The organism is Streptomyces sp. DT2A-34 (assembly GCF_030499515.1).
Taxonomy (GTDB): domain Bacteria; phylum Actinomycetota; class Actinomycetes; order Streptomycetales; family Streptomycetaceae; genus Streptomyces.
In genome coordinates this window covers 5,572,663-5,592,646 of the sequence record NZ_JASTWJ010000001.1, presented here as the reverse complement: position 1 = coordinate 5,592,646, position 19,984 = coordinate 5,572,663, and the positions used below count along the sequence as shown (strand labels likewise).

At 69.4% G+C, this 19,984-nt stretch carries 22 protein-coding genes; 13 read left to right on the top strand and 9 right to left on the bottom strand.

What is annotated here, in order from left to right; genetic code table 11:
- Nucleotides 1–40: 40 nt before the first annotated feature.
- Complete coding sequence (locus QQM39_RS24995) at nt 41–841, top strand: TetR/AcrR family transcriptional regulator (RefSeq protein WP_301999767.1); 801 nt, start codon at nt 41–43, stop codon at nt 839–841.
- A gap of 10 nt (nt 842–851) precedes the next feature.
- On the opposite strand, the gene QQM39_RS24990 is transcribed toward QQM39_RS24995, so the two are convergent.
- A complete protein-coding gene (locus QQM39_RS24990; RefSeq protein WP_301999766.1) occupies nt 852–1,826 on the bottom strand; it encodes a WD40 repeat domain-containing protein in 975 nt (324 codons plus the stop codon).
- A 129-nt stretch (nt 1,827–1,955) separates the two neighbouring features.
- Here QQM39_RS24990 and QQM39_RS24985 point away from each other — a divergent pair, with 129 nt between their 5' ends.
- A complete protein-coding gene (locus QQM39_RS24985) occupies nt 1,956–2,633 on the top strand; it encodes an SGNH/GDSL hydrolase family protein (RefSeq protein ID WP_301999765.1) in 678 nt (225 codons plus the stop codon).
- On the opposite strand, the gene QQM39_RS24980 is transcribed toward QQM39_RS24985, so the two are convergent.
- The gene (locus QQM39_RS24980; protein ID WP_367669065.1) at nt 2,594–2,830 is read right to left on the bottom strand and encodes an aminoglycoside adenylyltransferase domain-containing protein; all 237 of its coding nucleotides are present in this window, start codon (nt 2,828–2,830) and stop codon (nt 2,594–2,596) included. The genes QQM39_RS24985 and QQM39_RS24980 overlap by 40 nt on opposite strands.
- Before the next feature lie 163 nt (nt 2,831–2,993).
- On the opposite strand from QQM39_RS24980, the gene QQM39_RS24975 reads away from it, so the two are divergent.
- Both QQM39_RS24975 and QQM39_RS24970 read left to right on the top strand, forming a co-directional pair.
- Nucleotides 2,994–3,395 carry a hypothetical protein gene (locus QQM39_RS24975; RefSeq protein WP_301999764.1) on the top strand — a complete coding sequence of 134 codons (402 nt, stop codon included), beginning with the start codon at nt 2,994–2,996 and terminating at the stop codon, nt 3,393–3,395.
- Between the two features lie 77 nt (nt 3,396–3,472).
- Nucleotides 3,473–3,853, top strand: coding sequence for a hypothetical protein (locus QQM39_RS24970; RefSeq protein ID WP_301999763.1), 381 nt, complete (start codon nt 3,473–3,475; stop codon nt 3,851–3,853).
- 82 nt (nt 3,854–3,935) lie between these two features.
- Here the strand turns inward: QQM39_RS24970 and QQM39_RS24965 are convergent, their stop codons facing one another.
- Nucleotides 3,936–4,880 carry a nuclear transport factor 2 family protein gene (locus tag QQM39_RS24965; protein WP_301999762.1) on the bottom strand — a complete coding sequence of 315 codons (945 nt, stop codon included), beginning with the start codon at nt 4,878–4,880 and terminating at the stop codon, nt 3,936–3,938.
- A gap of 122 nt (nt 4,881–5,002) precedes the next feature.
- Between QQM39_RS24965 and QQM39_RS24960 the strand changes: the two genes are divergently transcribed.
- The 4 genes from QQM39_RS24960 (at nt 5,003) to QQM39_RS24945 (ending at nt 9,397) form a co-directional block, all read left to right on the top strand.
- Complete coding sequence (locus tag QQM39_RS24960) at nt 5,003–5,995, top strand: aldo/keto reductase (RefSeq protein WP_301999761.1); 993 nt, start codon at nt 5,003–5,005, stop codon at nt 5,993–5,995.
- A gap of 227 nt (nt 5,996–6,222) precedes the next feature.
- On the top strand, nt 6,223–7,383 hold the full coding sequence (locus QQM39_RS24955; RefSeq protein ID WP_301999760.1) for an ABC transporter substrate-binding protein: 1,161 nt from the start codon (nt 6,223–6,225) through the stop codon (nt 7,381–7,383).
- Between the two features lie 116 nt (nt 7,384–7,499).
- Complete coding sequence (locus tag QQM39_RS24950; protein WP_301999759.1) at nt 7,500–8,708, top strand: sensor histidine kinase; 1,209 nt, start codon at nt 7,500–7,502, stop codon at nt 8,706–8,708.
- Nucleotides 8,705–9,397: a response regulator transcription factor gene (locus tag QQM39_RS24945; RefSeq protein ID WP_301999758.1), complete on the top strand. Its 693-nt coding sequence runs from the start codon at nt 8,705–8,707 to the stop codon at nt 9,395–9,397. The genes QQM39_RS24950 and QQM39_RS24945 overlap by 4 nt, the downstream gene beginning before the upstream one ends.
- A gap of 105 nt (nt 9,398–9,502) precedes the next feature.
- Here QQM39_RS24945 and thpR read toward each other — a convergent pair whose 3' ends face one another.
- Entirely contained in the window at nt 9,503–10,075 is a 573-nt protein-coding gene (thpR, locus tag QQM39_RS24940) for an RNA 2',3'-cyclic phosphodiesterase (RefSeq protein ID WP_301999757.1), read from the bottom strand.
- Between the two features lie 26 nt (nt 10,076–10,101).
- On the opposite strand from thpR, the gene QQM39_RS24935 reads away from it, so the two are divergent.
- Both QQM39_RS24935 and QQM39_RS24930 read left to right on the top strand, forming a co-directional pair.
- Nucleotides 10,102–10,620: a GNAT family N-acetyltransferase gene (locus QQM39_RS24935; protein WP_301999756.1), complete on the top strand. Its 519-nt coding sequence runs from the start codon at nt 10,102–10,104 to the stop codon at nt 10,618–10,620.
- 109 nt (nt 10,621–10,729) lie between these two features.
- Complete coding sequence (locus QQM39_RS24930) at nt 10,730–11,320, top strand: Uma2 family endonuclease (RefSeq protein WP_301999755.1); 591 nt, start codon at nt 10,730–10,732, stop codon at nt 11,318–11,320.
- Nucleotides 11,321–11,334: 14 nt separating this feature from the next.
- On the opposite strand, the gene QQM39_RS24925 is transcribed toward QQM39_RS24930, so the two are convergent.
- Both QQM39_RS24925 and QQM39_RS24920 read right to left on the bottom strand, forming a co-directional pair.
- Nucleotides 11,335–12,696 carry an MFS transporter gene (locus QQM39_RS24925; RefSeq protein ID WP_301999754.1) on the bottom strand — a complete coding sequence of 454 codons (1,362 nt, stop codon included), beginning with the start codon at nt 12,694–12,696 and terminating at the stop codon, nt 11,335–11,337.
- Between the two features lie 27 nt (nt 12,697–12,723).
- Nucleotides 12,724–13,161, bottom strand: coding sequence for a MarR family winged helix-turn-helix transcriptional regulator (locus tag QQM39_RS24920; RefSeq protein WP_301999753.1), 438 nt, complete (start codon nt 13,159–13,161; stop codon nt 12,724–12,726).
- Nucleotides 13,162–13,280: 119 nt separating this feature from the next.
- On the opposite strand from QQM39_RS24920, the gene QQM39_RS24915 reads away from it, so the two are divergent.
- Nucleotides 13,281–13,463: a CopG family antitoxin gene (locus tag QQM39_RS24915; RefSeq protein ID WP_048581217.1), complete on the top strand. Its 183-nt coding sequence runs from the start codon at nt 13,281–13,283 to the stop codon at nt 13,461–13,463.
- On the opposite strand, the gene QQM39_RS24910 is transcribed toward QQM39_RS24915, so the two are convergent.
- Entirely contained in the window at nt 13,456–14,907 is a 1,452-nt protein-coding gene (locus QQM39_RS24910; RefSeq protein ID WP_301999752.1) for an NCS2 family permease, read from the bottom strand. The two genes, QQM39_RS24915 and QQM39_RS24910, sit on opposite strands and share 8 nt — an antisense overlap.
- Before the next feature lie 118 nt (nt 14,908–15,025).
- Here QQM39_RS24910 and QQM39_RS24905 point away from each other — a divergent pair, with 118 nt between their 5' ends.
- The gene (locus QQM39_RS24905; protein WP_301999751.1) at nt 15,026–15,310 is read left to right on the top strand and encodes a DUF2530 domain-containing protein; all 285 of its coding nucleotides are present in this window, start codon (nt 15,026–15,028) and stop codon (nt 15,308–15,310) included.
- Between the two features lie 106 nt (nt 15,311–15,416).
- On the top strand, nt 15,417–17,813 hold the full coding sequence (locus tag QQM39_RS24900) for an HAD-IC family P-type ATPase (protein WP_301999750.1): 2,397 nt from the start codon (nt 15,417–15,419) through the stop codon (nt 17,811–17,813).
- A gap of 15 nt (nt 17,814–17,828) precedes the next feature.
- On the opposite strand, the gene QQM39_RS24895 is transcribed toward QQM39_RS24900, so the two are convergent.
- Both QQM39_RS24895 and QQM39_RS24890 read right to left on the bottom strand, forming a co-directional pair.
- Entirely contained in the window at nt 17,829–18,740 is a 912-nt protein-coding gene (locus tag QQM39_RS24895; RefSeq protein ID WP_301999749.1) for a hypothetical protein, read from the bottom strand.
- A gap of 243 nt (nt 18,741–18,983) precedes the next feature.
- Nucleotides 18,984–19,922 (bottom strand): hypothetical protein, encoded by a 939-nt coding sequence (locus QQM39_RS24890; RefSeq protein WP_301999748.1) that lies wholly within the window; start codon nt 19,920–19,922, stop codon nt 18,984–18,986.
- Nucleotides 19,923–19,984: the final 62 nt, after the last annotated feature.

The window sequence follows — 19,984 nt, the reverse complement described above, 5'->3', positions numbered from 1 at the left end:
GCCGTACTCAGTTTTTTTGGAAGGTCTTAAGCTGAATCGCATGACGAGCGGCAAGGGCAGCACCAGCGGTACCGGCAGCACGGAGACCAGCGGCAGCGGCGACATCGTGCGCACGCTGGAACTGCTGTGGGAGACGGGCCGGCGCCCGAGCCGCGGGCCCAAGCCGACCCTCACCCTGGACCAGATCGTGGAAGCGGCCGTCCGGGTCGCGGACGCCGAGGGCCTGGAGTCGGTGTCCATGCGCCGGGTCGCCGCCGAGCTGGGCACCGGCGCGATGTCGCTGTACCGGTACGTCCCCGGCAAGGCAGAGCTGCTCGACCTGATGCTGGACCGCGTCCAGCGCCCCTCCGAGAACCCGGCCGACCTCGGCGACGGCAGCTGGCGCTCGGCTCTGGAGGCGATGGGCCGCGCGACCCTCGACCTCTACCGCCGCCACCCCTGGCTGCTCCAGGTCAACCAGTCCCGCCCGATCCTCGGCCCGCGCGCCCTGGACGGCATGGAGAAGGTGCTCGACCGCATCAAGCCGATGGGCCTGACCGACCGCGAGCTGGTCTCGGCGATCATCATGATCGACGGGTACGTCGTCGGGGCCGCGCGCACCCAGCTGTACCACCAGGAGGCGGAGCGCCGGACGGGCCTGACGGACGGGGAGTTCTGGCAGGCCCAGGCGCCGATGCTGGAGAAGATCATGGCCTCCGGCCGCTACCCCCTCCTCGCCTCCCTCGACGAGAACACCTGGAACCCCGACTTCGACCACTTCGAGTTCGGGCTGCAACGGATCCTGGACGGACTCGAGGTCTTCGTCGCCCGGCGCGAAGAGCCCTCACCCCCGGCGCCCTGACCGCTCACGCTCACCTGTGGCGCACCAGCCGCCGGAACCCGAGGACGACGACGCAGGCGACGAGTACGGCGACGGCGCCGACCTTGAGGTCGCCGGTCCTGCCGCTGTCGCCGTCGCCGTCCCCGGAGGCCGAACTCCCGCCGCCGGACGAGGAGTCGGCGGACCCGGCGTCCCCGGGGGCGTCCTTCGCCACGACGCTGCTGTTGGCTCCCTCGCTGCCGAGCATGATCTTCGTGCCGTCGGTGGAGTAGGAGACGGACTCCCCCTGGCCCAGCGGCACGCTGATGCGCTCCAGCCGCTTGAGCCTGCCGCCGTTCCAGTCGTAGGCGATGCCGCCGAAGTAGCCGCGTACGGCGAGGGTTTCGCCGTCCGGGGAGAAGGCGGCGTCGGTGGCCCACAGGTCGACCGGGGTGATGGGCTTGAAGACGTTCGTGCCGGTGGCGGAGAGCTTGGCCGGCGCCTCGTACAGGTGCCCGCGGTCCTCCTGCTTGTCGATGATGTAGACGCGTCCGGTCTTGGGGTGCACGACGAGGGACTCGGCGTCGCGCGGCCCGTCGGAGTACTTCACCACGTACTGCGTGGCACGGATCGTCTGGTCCTTGAGCGTCTTCGGCTCGGGCAGCCGGTAGACCCACACATAGGGCCACTCCACACCGTCGTTGTCGCCGATGTCGCCGACGTAGATCTCGTTGTCCGGCCCCATGGAGATCGCCTCCACGTCGCGCGGGGTGCCCACGCCGGTCATGGTGATCGTCGCGACGGTCTCGCCGGTGCCGCTGTCGACGGCGTAGAGGTAGGCGCCCTTGTCCTGGTCGTTGTGCGTCCAGTAGATGCCCGGGTGCTGACGGGAGGCGGCGAGGCCGCTGGACTCCGTGATGCGCGGGTCCTTGATCGTGAAGTCCTCGTCGCCGTCGGCGGCGGAGGCGGGCAGGGCGCACGCGCCCGCGATCAGGAGTCCGGCGAGTAGGGCGATCGGTCGGCGCATGTCCCCAAGCCTGCCATCCGGCCCGGTGATTCGGAGTCCGGGTCGGCAGCGGGGTGAACCGCTCGGGAGTGTCAGGCTTCACACCCCGCCTCCCCCTACCGACAGGTAGCGATCGACCATCATGAGCGGATGCTCAGGTTCATGCCCGTCGGCGACTCCCAGACCATCGGCAGCGCCGGCGAACACACGTGGCGCTACCGCATGTGGCAGCACCTGCGTGAGACGTACGGCGGCCCCTTCGCCCTCGTCGGCCCGCGCGAGACGCTGTACGACAAGGCGACGGACGCGCCGACGTCGTACGAGTACGCCGACCCCGACTTCCCCCGCGCCCACCTCGCCGGCTGGGGCGAGGGCTGGCTGCACATGGCCCCGCTGATCGGCGAGGCGGTGCGGTCGTACCGGGCGGACGTCCTCCTGGTCTCCCTGGGCCTGATCGACCTGGGCTTCTACACGAACGCGGAGCAGACCGCGGAGAACGTACGGGGGTTCGTGGCGGCGGCAAGAGCGGCGAACCCGAAGGTGCGGATGGCCGTGCTGCCGGTGATCCCCAACGTCCGCGCCACCGCGGACGTCCCCTTCGCCGCCGAGGTCACCCGCTTCAACGAACTGCTGGCCAAGGCGGTGGCAGACCTGGACGAACCACGCTCACCCCTGCTCCTGGCGTCCCCTCCCCCGTCGTACGACATCCACCTCGACACCTACGACGGCACCCACCCGAACGCGAGCGGCGAGCACAAGATCGCGGAGGCGTTCGCGGACGCGATGTATCAGGCGTGGGGGTTGGGCAGGCCGTACGAGGCCCTCTGACGGTCGATGGCCGCGGCGAGGAAGTCGGCGCAGGGGCGGGCGCCGGGTAGCAGGTCGTCGTCCCAGCGCTCATCCCTGTCCCCGAGGTAGACGGCGCGGGCGCGGGCGAGGACCGGCCGGTGCTCGGCGGGGAGCCTGGGGCGGACCCAGTCGGCGGCCGTGTCCTTGGCGCGGATGGTCCCGGTGGCGAGGGACACCGACGTCACTGTGCGGGCGACTGGCGTCCCTCTCCACGCGCCCCCCTGAAGGCCAGCCCGACCGGCGGGCCGAAGAGCAGCTCATCGTCCGAGCTACGCTTCCCTCACGTTGATCAGAGAAGCGAGACGCGGAGAGCAGGTGCAGCCAATGAGGAAGGGCCGCTTGGGCATTTGGGTCGGTGGGGCACTGCTCGTGGGATGGCTCACCACCATTGTCGTCAGCATTAACAACGAGCCCCCCGGTGGAGCACCGAGCCTGAATGCCCTCGAAGAGCACACGATCACGGCATTGCACACCCAGGACGCGGATGAATTCCAGCTGCTCTTCACCGAGGACAGCATTGCCGACGACTACGCGGCGAGCTATCTGAATCGCCTCGGCAAAACGGCCGCAAAGAATTCCCGAGGATCTGTCAAAAAGTCCGCGGACGCCACCTTCCTCGTGGTCGACGGCCCCGGCACCTGCACGGCCTGGCAGGTGGTCGAAACGGAAAAGCGCTGGTATCTCGACGGAACGCCGCCCGTACTCAACACATTGTGCAGCGACAGTGAAAAGCGGCGATAACAACTTGCCGGGAAAGATCACCCATCAATAGCGTCGACTCCGACCGAGCAACACAATGACAACAACGGGGAGTTGACGTGCTCAATCGCACGCGTACCGCAATCATGGCCGGGGCCTGTCTGATCGGAGCCCTGGCCATGTCACCGCCCGCATACGCCTCCGGCAGCGGCTGCACCGGAAATGCGGGCAGCAGCGGATCCAAGTGCATATACGTCACGGGCACCAAGCTCAAGGTGAAGACAGTCAAGACCACCCTCACCAAGAACCACGCCGACGACTGCGGCAAGGCCACCATCACCATCGGCTCCTGGAAGAAGACCAGCGGCAAGATCTGCAAGGCCCGGAGCTTCTCCTGGGGCCCCATCACGGTCAACAAGTCCTTCAAGGACGGCACCAAGGCGTGCGCCAGCTGGTCCAACTACCCGCGCGGCAAGGCCTGCGTGACCATCCACGACTGATCCGAAACGGACCAGGCGCGGCATGGGGTGCGGGGCGGCCTCGACGGCCGCCCCGCACCCCATGCCCTTCGCATGCCCTCTTCTAGAACATCCCGTTGTCGTTCGCCGAAGTCTCCGGCACGTCCTGCAGCACGTCCCAGTGCTCGACGATCTTCCCGTTCCGCACCCGGAAGAGATCGACGACCGCCATGCCCCGCTCACCCGGCGCGTTCACATAGTGGCTGTGCACCGCCACCAGGTCACCCTCGGCGATCACCCGCTTCGGAGCGACCGTCAGCTGCGGGAACGCCTCGAAGTAACCGCCCAGCCCTGCCTTCACGCCCTCCACCCCGTCGGCGATCGTCGGGTTGTGCTGGTGATACTCGGAACCCCAGTACCGGTCGACGGCGGACAGGTCCTTGCGGACGAGGAGTTGGTCGAAGGCCTGGGTGACCAGCTCCTTGTTGTACGCCGTTAGCCAGGCCGGCCCCGGCTGCTCGGTCCGCGGCCGACTCACCGTGGAGAACATGTCGTTGCCGTTGGCGGAGCCCTCCGGCACGTTCTGCCCCACGTCCCAGTGCTCGGCGATCTTCCCGCCCTGGAAGCGGAAGATGTCGAACACGGCCTGGCCGCGCGTACCCGGCGCCAGGACCACGTTGGAGTGGACCAGCACGAGGTCGCCCTCGGAGATGACCCGCTTGACGTCGTACCGGGCGTCCGGGAACTGCTGATGGACGGACGTGCCCAGGTTCTTCAGCGCCTCGGCGCCGTCCGGCGCGAGCGGGTTGTGCTGGATGTAATCCGACCGCACGAACCGGTCCACGACCTCGGTGTCGCCCTGCTCGAACACGCCCTTGAGGACGCGGACGGCGACGGCCTTCTGGTAGCCGAGGCGCAGCATGGAGTCCGCGTGACCGGAGAAGGACGGGGCGGACGCGGTGGAAGCGGACCCGGAGGCGACAGCCGGCACAGCGGCGGCGGCGAGCAGGCCGGCCGAGGCGAGTACGGCGACGAGGGCCCTGCGGGCGGGGGTGGCAGTGGGGGTCACGACGCTCTCTTCCCAAGAAAATTGAAAGTTCAAGCTAGTGCTAACCAAAGGAAAGCACTAACCATTGGTTAGCGTCAAGCTCGCTTGCATAGAGCGCACTCCAAGACGTTGGCTGAGTGGTCATGAAGTACACGCAACTCGGACGCACGGGACTCAAGGTCAGCCGACTCGTCCTCGGCACCATGAACTTCGGTCCGCAGACCGACGAAGCGGACAGTCACGCGATCATGGACGCGGCGCTGGACGCGGGCATCAACTTCTTCGACACGGCGAACGTGTACGGCTGGGGCGAGAACAAGGGCCGTACCGAAAGCATCATCGGCAACTGGTTCGCGAAGGGCGGCGAGCGGCGCGACAAGGTCGTCCTCGCCACCAAGGTGTACGCCAACATGGCCGCGGACGGCGAGGCGTGGCCCAACCACGACAAACTGTCGGCGGTGAACATCCGGCGCGCCGTGGACGCCTCGCTCAAGCGGCTGCGGACCGACTACATCGACGTCTACCAGTTCCACCACATCGACCGCGCCACCCCCTTCGAGGAGATCTGGCAGGCGATCGACGTCCTCGTCCAGCAGGGCAAGATCCTGTACGTCGGCTCGTCCAACTTCCCCGGGTACAAGATCGCCCAGGCCAACGAGATCGCCGCCCGGCGCGGCGGCACCATCGGCCTCGTCAGCGAGCAGTGCCTCTACAACCTCTTCGAGCGCCGCGCCGAGATGGAGATCATCCCGGCAGCGCAGGACTACGGCCTCGGCGTCATCCCGTGGTCGCCGCTGCACGGCGGACTGCTCGGCGGCGTCATCAAGAAGGAGGTCGAGGGCGCACGGCGCACCTCCGGTCGAGCCGCCGAGGTCCTCGCCGACCCGGCCGTACGCGCGAAGATCCAGGCGTACGAGGACCTGCTCGACAAGCACGGCCTGGAGCCCGGCGAGGCCGCCCTGGCCTGGCTGCTCACCCGCCCCGGCGTGACCGGCCCGATCGTCGGCCCGCGCACCGCCGGGCAGCTGAAGTCCGCGCTGCGGGCGGCCGAACTGGAGCTGAGCGAAGGACTGCTGGCGGGGCTGGAGGAGATCTTCCCGGGGCCGGGGCCTTCTCCGGAGGCCTTCGCCTGGTGATCTGCCGGGGGTCCGGGGGTTGTCCCCCGGGAAAGCACAGCCCGGGTCCCGGGCCGTCCCCGGAGGCCTTCGCCTGGTGACGCCTGCTCGCCCATGACGCCGTTCCATCGAACGGTTGAACAAGAAGACAGCGGGCGGACGATGCGGAGCACCCCCTCCCGTAGGCAGACTTGCCGCGCCGCCGCGTATGGGATGCGGCGGCGCAACAGGCAGGGAGGACCCCCCACATGTCCAGGGACTTCAGCAGGCGCCGACTGCTCGCCACGGGAGCCGGTGTCGCGCTCGGCGGGGCCGCCGCGGTCTCGGCGACCACCGCGATGGCCGCCACGCCCACCTCGCAGGGCGGCACCGCCGACGCCGCTTGGTCGGGCCCCCGCGAGGAGACCCGCTCGCTCGACGAGCTGTACCAGGCCGCGGTCGCCGAGGGCGGCAAGCTCGTCCTGTACCAGGGCGGGGACGTCGACAGCCAGGCGGCCAGGGTGCGGGCCGACTTCGGGGCCCGTTTCCCCGACATCGACCTGACGGTCGCCGTCGACTACAGCAAGTACCACGACGTCCGCGTCGACAACCAGCTCGCGACCGGCAGCCTGGTCCCCGACGTCGTACAGCTCCAGACGCTCCAGGACTTCACCCGCTGGAAGCGGGAGGGCAAGTTGCTGCCCTACAAGCCCGCTGGGTTCTCCAAGGTCCACAAGGGGTTCAAGGACCCCGACGGCGCGTGGACCGCGTTGATGGTCATCGGCTTCAGCTTCATGTACGACATCCAGGCGGCCGGCGACAATGCGCCGAAGTCCCCCCTGGACCTCGTCGACCCGCGCTGGAAGGGCCAGATCGCCTCCTCCTACCCGCACGACGACGACGCGGTGCTCTACCTCTTCTCCCTCTACCAGCGGACGTACGGCTGGGACTGGGTGGCGAAGTTCGCCGCGCAGCAGCCGCAGTTCGCCCGTGGCTCGCACACGCCGGGTCTCGCGGTCAACGGCAAGCAGAAGGTCATCGGGGTCGGCGGGGGAGGCAGCTCGGTCTCCACGTCGACCGCCACGAAGTGGGTCGTGTCCGAGGGGCACCCCTTCATGGCGTGGGGGCAGCGGGCCGCGATCCTGAAGCAGGCCGCCAACCCGACGGCGGCCAAGCTGTACCTGAACTGGGTGCTGTCCGAGGAGCGCCAGAAGGCCAGCTCCAACGGCTGGTCGGTGCGCACGGACATCACCCCGTCCCCTGGCCTGAAGCCGGTGTGGGAGAACCCGGACGCCCACGTGGACGGCTTCCCGAAGTTCATGGAGGACCGCGCCGCGATCGAGCGGCTGAAGCAGACCTTCGCGCTGTACTTCGGCGAAGTGAAGGGCGACCCGTCGCCGGGCTGGCTGGGCCTCCACCCGGGACGCTGAGGCCCGGCCGACGGCGGCTCCTTCCCCGGCGGTCCTTACGACGGTCACACCGGCAACGCCTTAAACTCCTGACGGCATCGCCGAGTTCCGTTCGGCCCGTCCAGGGAGCCACCGTCGTGCCCGCCACCTTTCCCGCCGTACGCCGGCCCCGTATGTCGGCGCGGCGCCTCCCCCATCTGGTGTTCCTGGTCGTCGTCGCCGGAACCCTCGTACGGCTCTTCGCGCTGAACAACGAGCTGTGCTGGTCCATCGCGCCGCCCACCGCCGCGCTGGCCCTGCTGTACGTCGCCGGGCCGGCCCGGTGGGACCGGCTCGGCGGCGCGGGCCGGCCGGTCTGGCTCGGGACACTGCTGGCGCTGTGGTCCTGGGTCGCCTGGACCCTTCCGGCCCCGCTCACGTTCGCCTACGCGTGGCTGGCCGTCCCGTTTGCCGTCCTGGCCGTGCGGATGCCCACCCGCACGCTGCGCGCCGTGGCGCTCGGCGTCGTCACGGCACTGCTGGTGGCGGTCCTCGTGCGGGCCTGCGGCGGAGCCGACCCCGATGTACTCACCCCGCCGATCGCCGCCGTCTGGGCCACCGCCGTCCTCTACCGCAACCAGCAGCACCTGACGCGTGAACTGGCCGATACCCGGGGCGAGTTGGCGCGGCGGCAACGCGAGGCCGGGCGGCTCACCGAACGGGCCCGCATCGCGCGCGACCTGCACGACACCCTCGCCCAGGAACTCGCGGGCAGCCGCATGCTCCTGCAGGCCGCCGAACGGGACTGGGACCGCCGCCCGGACGCGGCCCGGCGGCAGGTGCGGGTGGTCACCGACGCGCTCGGCGAGCATCTCGCCCAGACCCGCGGCATCATCGACGACCTCACCCCGCCCGTCCTCGCCCGGGACGGCCTGGAGGCGGCGCTGCGTGAGCTGAGCGCCCGTACGGGCTGTGCCGCCGAGGCACCCCGGATCTCCTTCAGCGCCGAGCACGCCCCGCGCGCCCTGCCCACGGAGCAGGCCGTGGCCCTGCTGCGGGTGACGCAGGGCCTCCTCGCCAACGCGTGCGAACACGCGCGCGCCACGCACGTACACGTCACCCTGAGCTACGTCGGTGGGACGACGGCGGCCGTCGAGGTCCGCGACGACGGAGTGGGCTTCGACCCGGCCGTCGTGCGGTCGAACCTCGGGTCGACGGCCGTCGGCCGCGGATTCGGGCTGGCCGGAGCACGCGAGCGGCTCAGGGACCTCGGCGGCACACTCACCGTCGACACCGCGCCCGGCCACGGCACCCGCGTGCGGGCGGCCCTGCCGGCCGAGGACCGTGTGCCGGTCGGCGCCCGATGAGCGAGGCGGAGGCTCCGCCGCTGCGGATCCTGATCGTCGACGACCACACCGTCGTACGGGCGGGTCTGCGCGCCCTGCTGGAAGGCGAACCCGGCTTCGACGTCGTCGGCGAGACCGGCGACGGCACCGACGCCGTACGCCTGGTGACCCGGCTGCGCCCCGACGTCGTACTCATGGACCTCCGGCTCACCGACCCGGGCCCGCCGCGCACCGGCGTCACCGGGCTGGACCCCGTCGACGCCATCGACGGCATCGAGGCGACCCGCCGGATCCTCGGGGCCCGCGCCGACACCCGGGTCGTCGTGCTCACCAGCTACGGCAGCCAGGCCAATGTCCTGCGGGCCGTGGAAGCCGGCGCCCGCGGCTACGTCCTCAAGGCGGGGCCGCCCGACGAGCTGTTCCGCGCGGTCCGCGCCGCGGCGGCCGGGGGCATGGCCCTGGCGCCGGAGGCCGCCGCCCGTGTCGTCGGGCGCGCGGTCGAGCCGGGGCCGGTGCTCAGCGGGCGGGAGATCGAGGTCGTACGGCTCCTCGCCCGGGGACACAGCAACCGGGCCATCGCGAGCGCGCTGTTCCTGGCCGAGTCGACGGTCAAGACCCACCTCGTACGGATCTACCGCAAGCTCGGCACCGAGAACCGGGCCGCCACCGTCAGCGAAGCCGTCCGGCTGGGGCTGATCGAACTCACCTGACGGGTCTACCCTCCGAGCGCCGCCGCGACAGCCACCAGCACGAACATCAACACAAGCGCACCGGCCATGATCCGGTTCCGGGTTTTCGGGTCCACGCCACCGAGCCTAACCGGCCCCTGCGAGCGGCCAGCGGGCGACCGCCTCGTACCGGGGCTGCTCGCCCGCCACCCCCGACTTCGGCAGCCTGCTGCGCACCAGCACCAGTTCGTCCACGGTCCACGTGAGGCTCGTGAACGCCTGGAGGGCCGTGACATACGGCCGTACGTCCACCGCGTCCCGACTCCGCGCCACCGTCAGATGGGCCTTGTACCGCCGGTGCTCCCCCATCGGCACCCCGGCCTTGCGCGCCGCCGCCTCACTGCGGTCCGCCAGCAGCCCCAGTGTCGCCAGGTCCCCCTCCGCGCCCGCCCACAGGGCCCGCCCGTGCCCGAACTGCCCGCCACCGCTGAGCGCCAGCGGGAAGGACGGCGTACGGTGCGCGGCGCGCTCCAGGCGGGCCGACAGGTCGGGTACGAGGCCGTCGTCGACCTCGCCGTAGAAGGCGAGGGTGAAGTGCCAGCCGGGGCGACCGGTCCAGCGCAGCCCGTGCGCGCCGGGCAGCTTCTTCAACTCGGCGACTTCGGCGGCCAGTTCGTTGGTGACGTCCTGTGGTGGCAGCACGGCGGCGAAGAGTCTCATGGGATCCAGCCTGGCACCATGAGGAGATGGAGATCAGCATCAGGGACGGCGGACCCGACGACATGCCCGCGATACTCGCCATGCTCGACAGCGGCGTGGAGTGGCTGGTCGCGCAGGGCCGCACGGGGCAGTGGGGGACGAAGCCCCTGTCGGAGAACCCGAAGACGGCGGAGTCGATTGCCCGCCACATGGCCGAGGGCAACGTGTTCATCGCCGAGATCGACGGCGTGCCGGCCGCCGCGCTCACCCTCACCCACGGCCCCGGCGCCCAGCTGTCCCACCTCCCCCCGCCCGGCGAGCCCGAGCGGTACATCAACTGGCTCGCCTCCGACCGCCGCTTCAAGGGCCACGGCGTGGGCGGCGCCCTGCTCGCACACGCCGCCGAGGAGACCCGCAGGGCGGGCGTCTCGCTGCTGCGGGTGGACTGCTACGCGGGCGACGACGGCGGACTCGTCCGCTACTACGAGAGCCACGGCTTCGTCCGCACCGAGACCTACGAGGGGAAGGACGACTGGCCGGGGCAGGTGCTGGCCCGGAGGGTCTAGCCCCCCTTGTCCGTGAGCGTGACCATGCACACACGTGACACGGTCACCGTGCGTATCGTTGTACTGCGCGGCTGTCGTGACCGAGCGGCAGCCGGGGAGGAGCGCCACGATGACCGTCCTTGAAGACAGGATCGCGATGGCCCAGAGCGACGACACGTCCTGGCTCGACGACATGTTCGAGCGGCTCGAGAAGATGCCCGTCCCCGAGGGATACAAGGTCGAGATCGTCGAGGGGACCATCTACATGTCGCCACAGCGGGACATCCACTGGAAGACCATTCGAGCGATCATCTGGGCCATCGAGGACGCCTTTGGCAGGCACGCGGAAGTGTTCTCGGACGTCCGCATCGACTTCCCCGGCCGCAAGAACGGTCTCGCCCCGGACGTGGCGAAGCTGCGCGACGGCGCCCAGAAGAACTCCGAAGACCGCTGGCGCCACGAGGACGTCGAGTTCATCGCCGAGGTCATCTCCACGGACACGGCCAAGAACGACTACGGCCCCAAGAAGACCGCGTACGCCCTCGCCGAAGTCCCCGTCTACCTCATCGCCGACCCTTACACGGGCAAGTGCCACCTGTTCACCCAGCCCAAGGACGGCGACTACATGAGCGATACGTCGATCACGTACGGCGGGGACGTCGACATGACCAGCACCCTCCTTGGCCTCACTCTCAAGACCGACGAATTCCCCCGCGGCTGACCCGGACGCCCTTTCTACGCCACCGTCGCCAGCTGCTCCTCCCGCCGCTCACGGGGGACGAAACGGGCGTACGGGTGCCCCTGATTCCACCCCACCGACAGCCGCAGTCCGCCGACCCGGGCCAGGACCAGGGCGATGGTGACAGCCGCGGCAGCCGTGATCGCCCCGCCCACCGCCAGGCCCGCCCGGACGCCGTACGCGTCCGTGATCCAGCCGGCGATCGGTGCGCCCAGCGGCGCGCCGCCCATGAACACCATCATGTACAGGGCCATCACCCGACCCCGCATGCTCGGGTCGGTGGACATCTGGATGCTGCTGTTGGCGGTGACGTTCACCGTCATGCCGAGCATGCCGATGGGGACCATGAGCAGCGCGAACAGCCACAGGGAGGGCGCGAGCGCGGCCACCATCTCCATGGTGCCGAAGGCCACCGCCCCCGCGATCAGCACCCGCATCCGGGCCGTACCGCGCCGGGCCGCGAGCAGGGCGCCCGCCAGGGAGCCCACCGCCATCAGCGTGTTGAAGAGGCTGTAGGAACCGGCGCCCGCACGGAAGACGTCGTCGGCGAAGGCCGACAGATAGACGGGGAAGTTGAAGCCGAAGGTGGAGACGAACCCGGCGAGGGCGATGGTCCAGATCAGCTCCGGGCGCCCGGCGACATACCGCAGCCCCTCCCGCAGCTGCCCCTTGCCACGCGGGGCCCGCTCGACGACGTACAGCTCACGCGCCCGCATCAGCAGCAGTCCGGCGATGGGCGCGACGAAGGACAGGCCGTTGGCGAGGAACGCCCAGCCCGTGCCGACCCCGGTGATCATCAGGCCGGCGACGGCGGGGCCGACCAGGCGGGCGGACTGGAAGTTCGCCGAGTTGAGGCTGACCGCGTTCTGCAGTTGGTCGGGGCCGACCATCTCGGAGACGAAGGACTGGCGGGCCGGGTTGTCGACGACCGTGGCGAGGCCTACGGCGAAGGCCGCGAGGTAGACGTGCCAGACCTGGACGTGTCCGGTCAGGGTGAGGACGGCGAGCGCGATGCCGGTGAGGGCCATCGATGTCTGTGTGACGAGCAGCGTGCGGCGCTTGGGCAGACGGTCGACGAGGACGCCGCCGTAGAGGCCGAAGAGCAGCATCGGCAGGAACTGCAGTGCCGTCGTGATGCCGACGGCGGTGGCGGAGCCGGTGAGGCCGAGCACCAGCCAGTCCTGGGCGATGCGCTGCGTCCAGGTGCCGGTGTTGGAGACGACCTGGCCGAGGAAGAACAGACGGTAGTTCCTGACCTTCAGCGAGCTGAACATCGAGGACTTGCGGGTCTTGGAAACGGATACGGAGTCGTAGGTGTCTGGTGCGGGGGCGGAGTCTGCTCCGGATCCCGAACTCAAAAGTGTTCGCCTCCTCGCGAATACGGCTTACAGGTGTGCGAGCTTCTCCAGCACGGGGGCGGCGGCGCGCAGTTTCGCCCACTCGTCCTCGTCGAGGCCCTCGACCAGGGCGGCCAGGAAGGCGTTGCGCTTGCGGCGGCTCTCCTCGAGCATCGCCTCGGCCTGCTCGGTCTTCGTGACGACCTTCTGGCGCCGGTCCTCCGGGTGCGGCTCCAGACGGACCAGTCCCTTGGCCTCCAGCAGAGCGACGATGCGGGTCATCGACGGCGGCTGGACGTGCTCCTTGCGGGCCAGCTCACCGGGGGTGGCCTTGCCGCAGAGGGAGAGGGTGCCCAGCACCGACATCTCGGTGGGGCTCAGCGACTCGTCGACCCGCTGGTGCTTGAGTCGGCGTGACAGTCGCATCACAGCGGAGCGTAGAGAGTTCACGGCGGCAGTGTCGTCGCCATGGGTAAGGTCCGACATGTTCTTTAGGGTAACTCATTACCCTGACTAAAGACCACCGGGTTCAGCATCACTCATCCGGGTGATCCCGTGGTGGAACGTGACACGGCGGACCGGCGGGTACCGCAACCCTCGTGTCCATGGGGACCAGCGTGCTCAGCCTGCGGATAGACCACGAGCTGCTCGAACGACTCCGAGAGCATGCGGCGAAAAGAGGAATGAGCGTCCAGGACTACGTAGTCCGGACGCTCATCCGCGATGACTTCGACGAGCGGTTCCAGTCCGCGGTCGAGGAGACCGAGAAGTTCTACGGCCTTACGTGAGGCCCAGCGCCGGCATCAGGTAGTGGAAGCCGAACACCGCCGCCACGACATACATCGCGACCGGCACCTCACGGCCCCGCCCGGCGGCCAGCCGCAGCACCGCGAAGGTGATGAAGCCCATACCGATGCCGTTGGTGATCGAGTAGGTGAACGGCATCATCACCATCGTCACGAAGGCCGGGATCGCGACCGTGTAGTCGGCCCAGTCGATCTCCTTGACGGAGTTCGCCAGGATCAGGAAGCCGACGGCGAGCAGGGCCGGGGTGGCCGCCTGGGACGGGACCATCGTGGCCACGGGCGTCAGGAACAGCGCCACACCGAACAGGCCGCCGGTGACGACGTTCGCGAAACCGGTACGGGCGCCCTCGCCGACGCCGGCCGTGGACTCCACGAAGGCGGTGGTGGCCGAGGAGGAGCTCGCGCCGCCCGCGGCGACGGCGAGGCCGTCCACGAACAGGACCTTGTTGATGCCGGGCATCTGCCCCTGGGCGTCGGTCAGCTTGGCCTCGTCGCTGACGCCCATGATCGTGCCCATGGCGTCGAAGAAGCAGGACAGCAGGACCGTGAAGACGAAGAGGGTGCCGGTCAGCGCGCCGACCTTCTCGAAGCCGCCGAAGAGGCCGACCTGGCCGATCAGGCCGAAGTCGGGGCTCGCGACCGGGTTGCCGGGCCACTTCGGGGTCGTCAGACCCCAGGACGGCACCGTCACGACCGCCTCGATGACGACGGCGAGCACGGTCATCGCGACGATCGAGATGAGAATCGCGCCGGAGACCTTGCGCACGATGAGAGCGAGGGTGAGCAGCACACCGAGGATGAACACCAGGACCGGCCAGCCGTTGAGGTGACCGTCCCCGCCGAGCTGAAGGGGCACGGTCGTCTGGGCGACGTCCGGGATGCGGGAGACGAAGCCGGAGTCGACGAGGCCGATCAGCATGATGAACAGGCCGATGCCGATGGAGATGGCCTTGCGCAGGCTGTAGGGCACGGCGTTCATGACGCGCTCGCGCAGACCGGTGGCGACCAGCAGCATGACCACGAAGCCGGCGAGCACCACCATGCCCATGGCGTCCGGCCAGGACATCCGGGGCGCCAGCTGGAGCGCGACCACCGAGTTCACACCCAGACCGGCGGCCAGCGCGATCGGCACGTTGCCGATGACGCCCATCAGGAGCGTGGTGAACGCCGCCGTGACGGCCGTCGCGGTGACCAGCTGTCCGTTGTCGAGCTGGTGGCCGTACATGTCCTTCGCGCTGCCGAGGATGATCGGGTTCAGCACGATGATGTAGGCCATCGCGAAGAAGGTGGCGAAACCGCCGCGGATTTCACGGGGCAACGTGCTGCCGCGTTCGGAGATCTTGAAGAAGCGGTCGAGTGCGCCGTATGCGGGGCCGGCTCCCGGCTGTTCAGGGGCGGGGACCTTGGCGGGGGCCGAGGAGGGCATGTGTTCGGTGTTTCCTACGAAGAGAAGCAGTCAGACACAAACCGTTTCAGTATGAACATATAAGTGCGACATCGGCTATCTCCGCGCGTAGACCCGATCGCCTCGTAAGCTGTCCCCCATGGCGAAGTGGACCCCCAAGCACGAGGCGCCGGAGCCCCTGGAGGGCCCCGTGGTCGCCACCATCACCGGCGGCACGATCCTCTGGTTCGTCCTCTTCGTCGTCCAGCTGCCCTTCTACGGCTGGTTCGCCGACCACGAACTCACCAAGTGGGTGTGGACCTGCCTGGCCGGCGGCGGCCTCGGGCTGATCGGCATCTGGTACGTCCGCAGGCGCGACGCGGCGCTCAAGAGGGCGGCGGCGCCGGCGGAAGCCGACGAGACCAAGGCTCCCGCCACCGACTGAGGGCGTACAACCACGGCACCACATCGGGCCGTTCCGGTCCTCCCCACGTCGGAACTTCCGCCCACTCGGCGGGTGAAGCCGCACATCCGCACGTACCGTCGAATGCATGACGCATACCGACGCGGGCGCCGAAGTGGACACCCCGGTGCATCCCGCCTCCGTCACGGTGGCGACGGGTGGGCTGACCGCGGCCGAGGTGGCCGAGCGGGTCGCGCGGGGGCAGGTCAACGACGTGCCGGTGCGCAGCAGCCGGTCCCTGGCCGACATCGTCCGCGCCAACGTCTTCACCCGGTTCAACGCGATCATCGGCGTGCTCTGGGTGATCATGCTGTGCGTCGCGCCGATCCAGGACGGCCTGTTCGGCTTCGTGATCCTGGCCAACACCGGCATCGGGATCATCCAGGAGTGGCGGGCGAAGAAGACCCTCGACTCGCTCGCCGTGATCGGTGAGGCGCGGCCCACCGTGCGGCGGGACGGGGCCGCCGCCGAGGTCAGTACCTCGGAGATCGTGCTGGACGACCTGATAGAGATCGGGCCGGGTGACAAGGCGGTCGTGGACGGGGTGTGCGTCGAGGCCGACGGGCTGGAGATCGACGAGTCGCTGCTCACCGGGGAGGCGGACCCCGTCGTCAAGCGGCCGGGAGACCAGGTGCTGTCCGGCAGTTTCGTCGTCGCCGGGGGCGGCGCCTTCCAGGCCACCAAGGTCGGCCGCGAGGCCTACGCCGCCCAGCTCGCCGAGGAGGCCTCGCGCTTCACGCTCGTCCACTCCGAGCTGCGCTCCGGCATCTCCACCATCCTCAAGTACGTGACCTGGATGATGGTCCCGGCCGCGATCGGCCTGATCATCACCCAGTTGGTCGCCAAGGACAACGAGCTCGACGACTCGATCGCCCGGACCGTCGGCGGCATCGTCCCCATGGTCCCGGAGGGGCTTGTGCTCCTCACCTCGGTCGCCTTCGCCATCGGCGTCATCCGGCTCGGCCGCAAACAGTGCCTGGTGCAGGAGCTCCCCGCCATCGAGGGTCTCGCCCGCGTCGACACGGTCTGTCTCGACAAGACCGGCACCCTCACCGAGGGCGGCATGGACGTCACCGAGCTGCGCCCGCTGAGCGGCGGCGACGAGGAGTACATACGGAAAGTGCTGGGCGCCCTCGGCGAGTCCGACCCCCGCCCCAACGCCTCCCTCCAGGCCGTCATCGACGCCTACCCCGACGCCGAGGACTGGCGCTGCACCGAGTCCCTGCCCTTCTCCTCCGCCCGCAAGTACAGCGGCGCCACCTTCAGCGAGGGCAACGGCGAGGCCAGCACCTGGCTGCTGGGCGCCCCCGACGTGCTCCTGGCCGCCGACGACCCGGCCCTGGCCGAAACCGACCGGCTGAACGAACAGGGCCTACGGGTCCTGCTGCTCGCCCGCGCCGGCCGCGACCTCGACGATCCCGACGTCACGGACAGCGCCAAGCCCGCCGCCCTCGTCGTACTGGAACAGCGACTGCGGCCCGACGCCGCCGACACCCTGCGCTACTTCGCCGAGCAGAACGTCCGGGCGAAGGTGATCTCCGGCGACAACGCGGTGTCCGTGGGCGCGGTCGCGGACAAGCTCGGCCTGACCGGTACGACGCTCGACGCGCGCACGCTCCCCCACGACCAGGACGGCATGGCGACGGCCCTCGACGACGGCACGGTGTTCGGGCGGGTCACCCCGCAGCAGAAGCGGGACATGGTCGGCGCGCTCCAGTCCCACGGGCACACCGTCGCCATGACCGGCGACGGGGTGAACGACGTCCTGGCCCTGAAGGACGCCGACATCGGCGTGGCGATGGGCTCGGGCTCGGAGGCGACCCGGGCGGTCGCGCAGATCGTGCTGCTCAACAACAGCTTCGCGACGCTGCCCTCGGTGGTCGCGGAGGGGCGGCGGGTGATCGGCAACATCACGCGGGTGGCGACACTCTTCCTGGTGAAGACCGTCTACTCGGTGCTGCTGGCGCTGATGGTGGTGTTCTCGCAGGTGGAGTACCCCTTCCTGCCCCGCCATCTGACCCTGCTCTCCACCCTCACCATCGGCGTCCCGGCGTTCTTCCTGGCCCTCGCGCCCAACAAGGAACGCGCGAAACCCCATTTCGTACGGCGCGTGATGCGGTACTCGATCCCGGGCGGGCTGGTGGCCGCGGTGGCGACCTTCGCGACGTATCTGATCGCCCGTCACTACTACAGCGGGGACGGCGCGCTGGACGCAGAGACGAGCGTGGCGACGCTGACGCTGTTCCTGATCTCGATGTGGGTGCTGGCGATCATCGCCCGGCCGTACACCTGGTGGCGTCTGGCGCTGGTGGCCGCGATGGGCCTCGGGTTCCTGCTGGTGCTGGTGGTGCCGTGGCTGCAGGAGTTCTTCGCGCTGCGGCTGGTCGGGATGACGATGCCGTGGATCGCGGTGGGGGTGTCGGCGGTGGCGGCGGTCGCCCTGGAGTTCACATGGAAGTGGGTCGACCGCCGTTTCCCGGCGTAGTCGCTACGGCGGTTGCTACTGCACGTCGACGAAGTCACCCGTGGCGGTGGCCGCCGGGGTCGTCGTCGTGCCCGCGAAGGTGTAGCGGAAGTAGCCGTCCTCGGTGGCCTTGACCGTGGTCTTCAGCTCGCCCGTCGCGTTGGTCTTGATGGTCTTCACTGTGGTGTAGGTGTTGCTGTTCTTCTTGCGGAACTGCAGGTTCACCGGCTGCTCGACATAGCCGTTGTAGGTGCCGCGTTCCCAGTTGGCGCGGGACAGCTTGCCGGTGACGGTGATGGTCTTGCCCTTCTTCACCGGCTCCGGCGAGGCGTTCACCGTCAGCTTGGAGAAGCGCTGGATCAGCGTGGTGCCGAGGCCGCTCTGGCCCTTGTAGCCGACCTTGGTGATGTCGAAGGTCTCGCCGTCCGGGTCCTGGCCGTTGAAGGCGGTGGCCTCGGCCGCGGCGCGCCACGTCCCCGCGTCCGAGTTGATCAGCTCGTGGCTGCCCGGGTAGACGTCGATGGTGCCCTTGCAGTTGGCGGTGGTCGCCGAGGTCGCGGTGCACTTGGCCGGCTTGTTGCCGTAGAGCATGTTGTCCGGCGCGGTGGCGGAGCCCCGGTAGACGATGGGGTCGGTGACGAAGTCGGCGGCGGCGATGTCGACGTCCTCGCCGTGGGTCAGCGTGTACGTCACCGTGGTCGCGACGTGGTTGGTCGTGCCGACCTTGACCGCCTTGGCGATCTTGAAGTTGGAGAAGGTGACGTTCAGGGCGTACGGCTTGCCCTCCTCGGCCACGGCCCTGCCGGACGCCGCGTGCGCGGCCTGGCGGATCTTCGCGACGTCCGCGCGCTGGGCGGCGGCGGAGTCGTCGGCCTGCGCGGCCGGAACGGCGAGGGCGGAGAGGGCCAGGGCGCCGGAGACGGCGGCCACGGTGGCTCTGATGCGCATGCGTTCCCCTGGTACGGAAAGGGGCCCCGCTGGTCGTCGTTCCGTGCACTGCCGGTCACGTCGGGGCCCGGGTGATCGTGGGGCCTGTTGACCCATGTGATCAGATAGGCGACGGGGGTCACCGGTTGTGCGGCGGGTACGGAATCTTCGTGAGCTTCGTCACGAACTCCCGGCGGCGACCGGGAAGTTCGTGACGCCTGCCCTGTTTCTGCCGTGCTGCCCTACTGCCTACTGCCCCGCTGCCTACTGCACGTCGACGAAGTCACCCGTGGCGCTGACCGCCGGGGTGGTCGAGGTGCCCTCGAAGCGGTAGCGGAAGTAGCCGTCCGTGGACGCGGTGACCGTGGTCTTCAGGTCGCCGTAGGTGTTCGTCTTGATGGTCTTCAGCGTGGTGTAGGTGCTGGTGCCCTTCTTGCGGAACTGCAGCTTCACCGACTGGGTGGAGTAGCCCGCGTACTTGTGGGTCTCCCAGTTGGCGCGCGACAGCTTGCCGGTGACCGTGATGGTCTTGCCCTTCTTGACCGGCTCCGGCGAGGCGTTCACCGTCAGCTTGGAGTAACGCTGCAGCTTGGTGGAGCCCAGGCCGTCCTGCATGGCGAAGCCGACCTTGCTCCAGTCGATGTCCTCGGAGTCCGGGTCCTGGTCGTTCCAGTCGATCGCGTAGCCGCCGGCCTTCCACGTGGTGGCGTCGGCGTTCACCAGCTCGAACTCCGGGTAGACGGCGATGGTGCCCTTGCAGGTGTCGGTGGTCGACGAGGTGGGGGTGCAGACCGGCCAGTCGTCACCGTAGAGAACCTTGGTCGCGTCCTCGTACGTGGTGCCGCGGTAGATCTCGACGTCGAGCATGAGGTCGGCGGCGTTGAGGTCCATGCCCGCTTCGTGGGTGACCGTGTAGGTCACCGGGACGGTCACCGGGTTGCTGATGCCGGCGACGATCGGCTTACCGCTGTTGATCTTCACGTTGGAGAAGGAGAGGTCCAGGGCGTACGGCGTGCCCGTGTCCTCGGCGGCGAAGGTGCTGCGGGCGGCGCCGTCGGCGTCCGCCTGACGCGCCGCCTGCACGGCCGCCCGGACGTCTTCCTTGCTGTACGACGGGGCGTCGGCGGCCTGCGAGGCCGGCACAGCGAGGGCGGAGAGGGCCAGGGCGCCGGAGACGGCGGCCACGGTGGCACGAATGCGCATGCGATCTCCATAGGGAGAAAGGGACCCCGGCGATGGTCGTTCCCAACGGCTCGTCGTCTCGC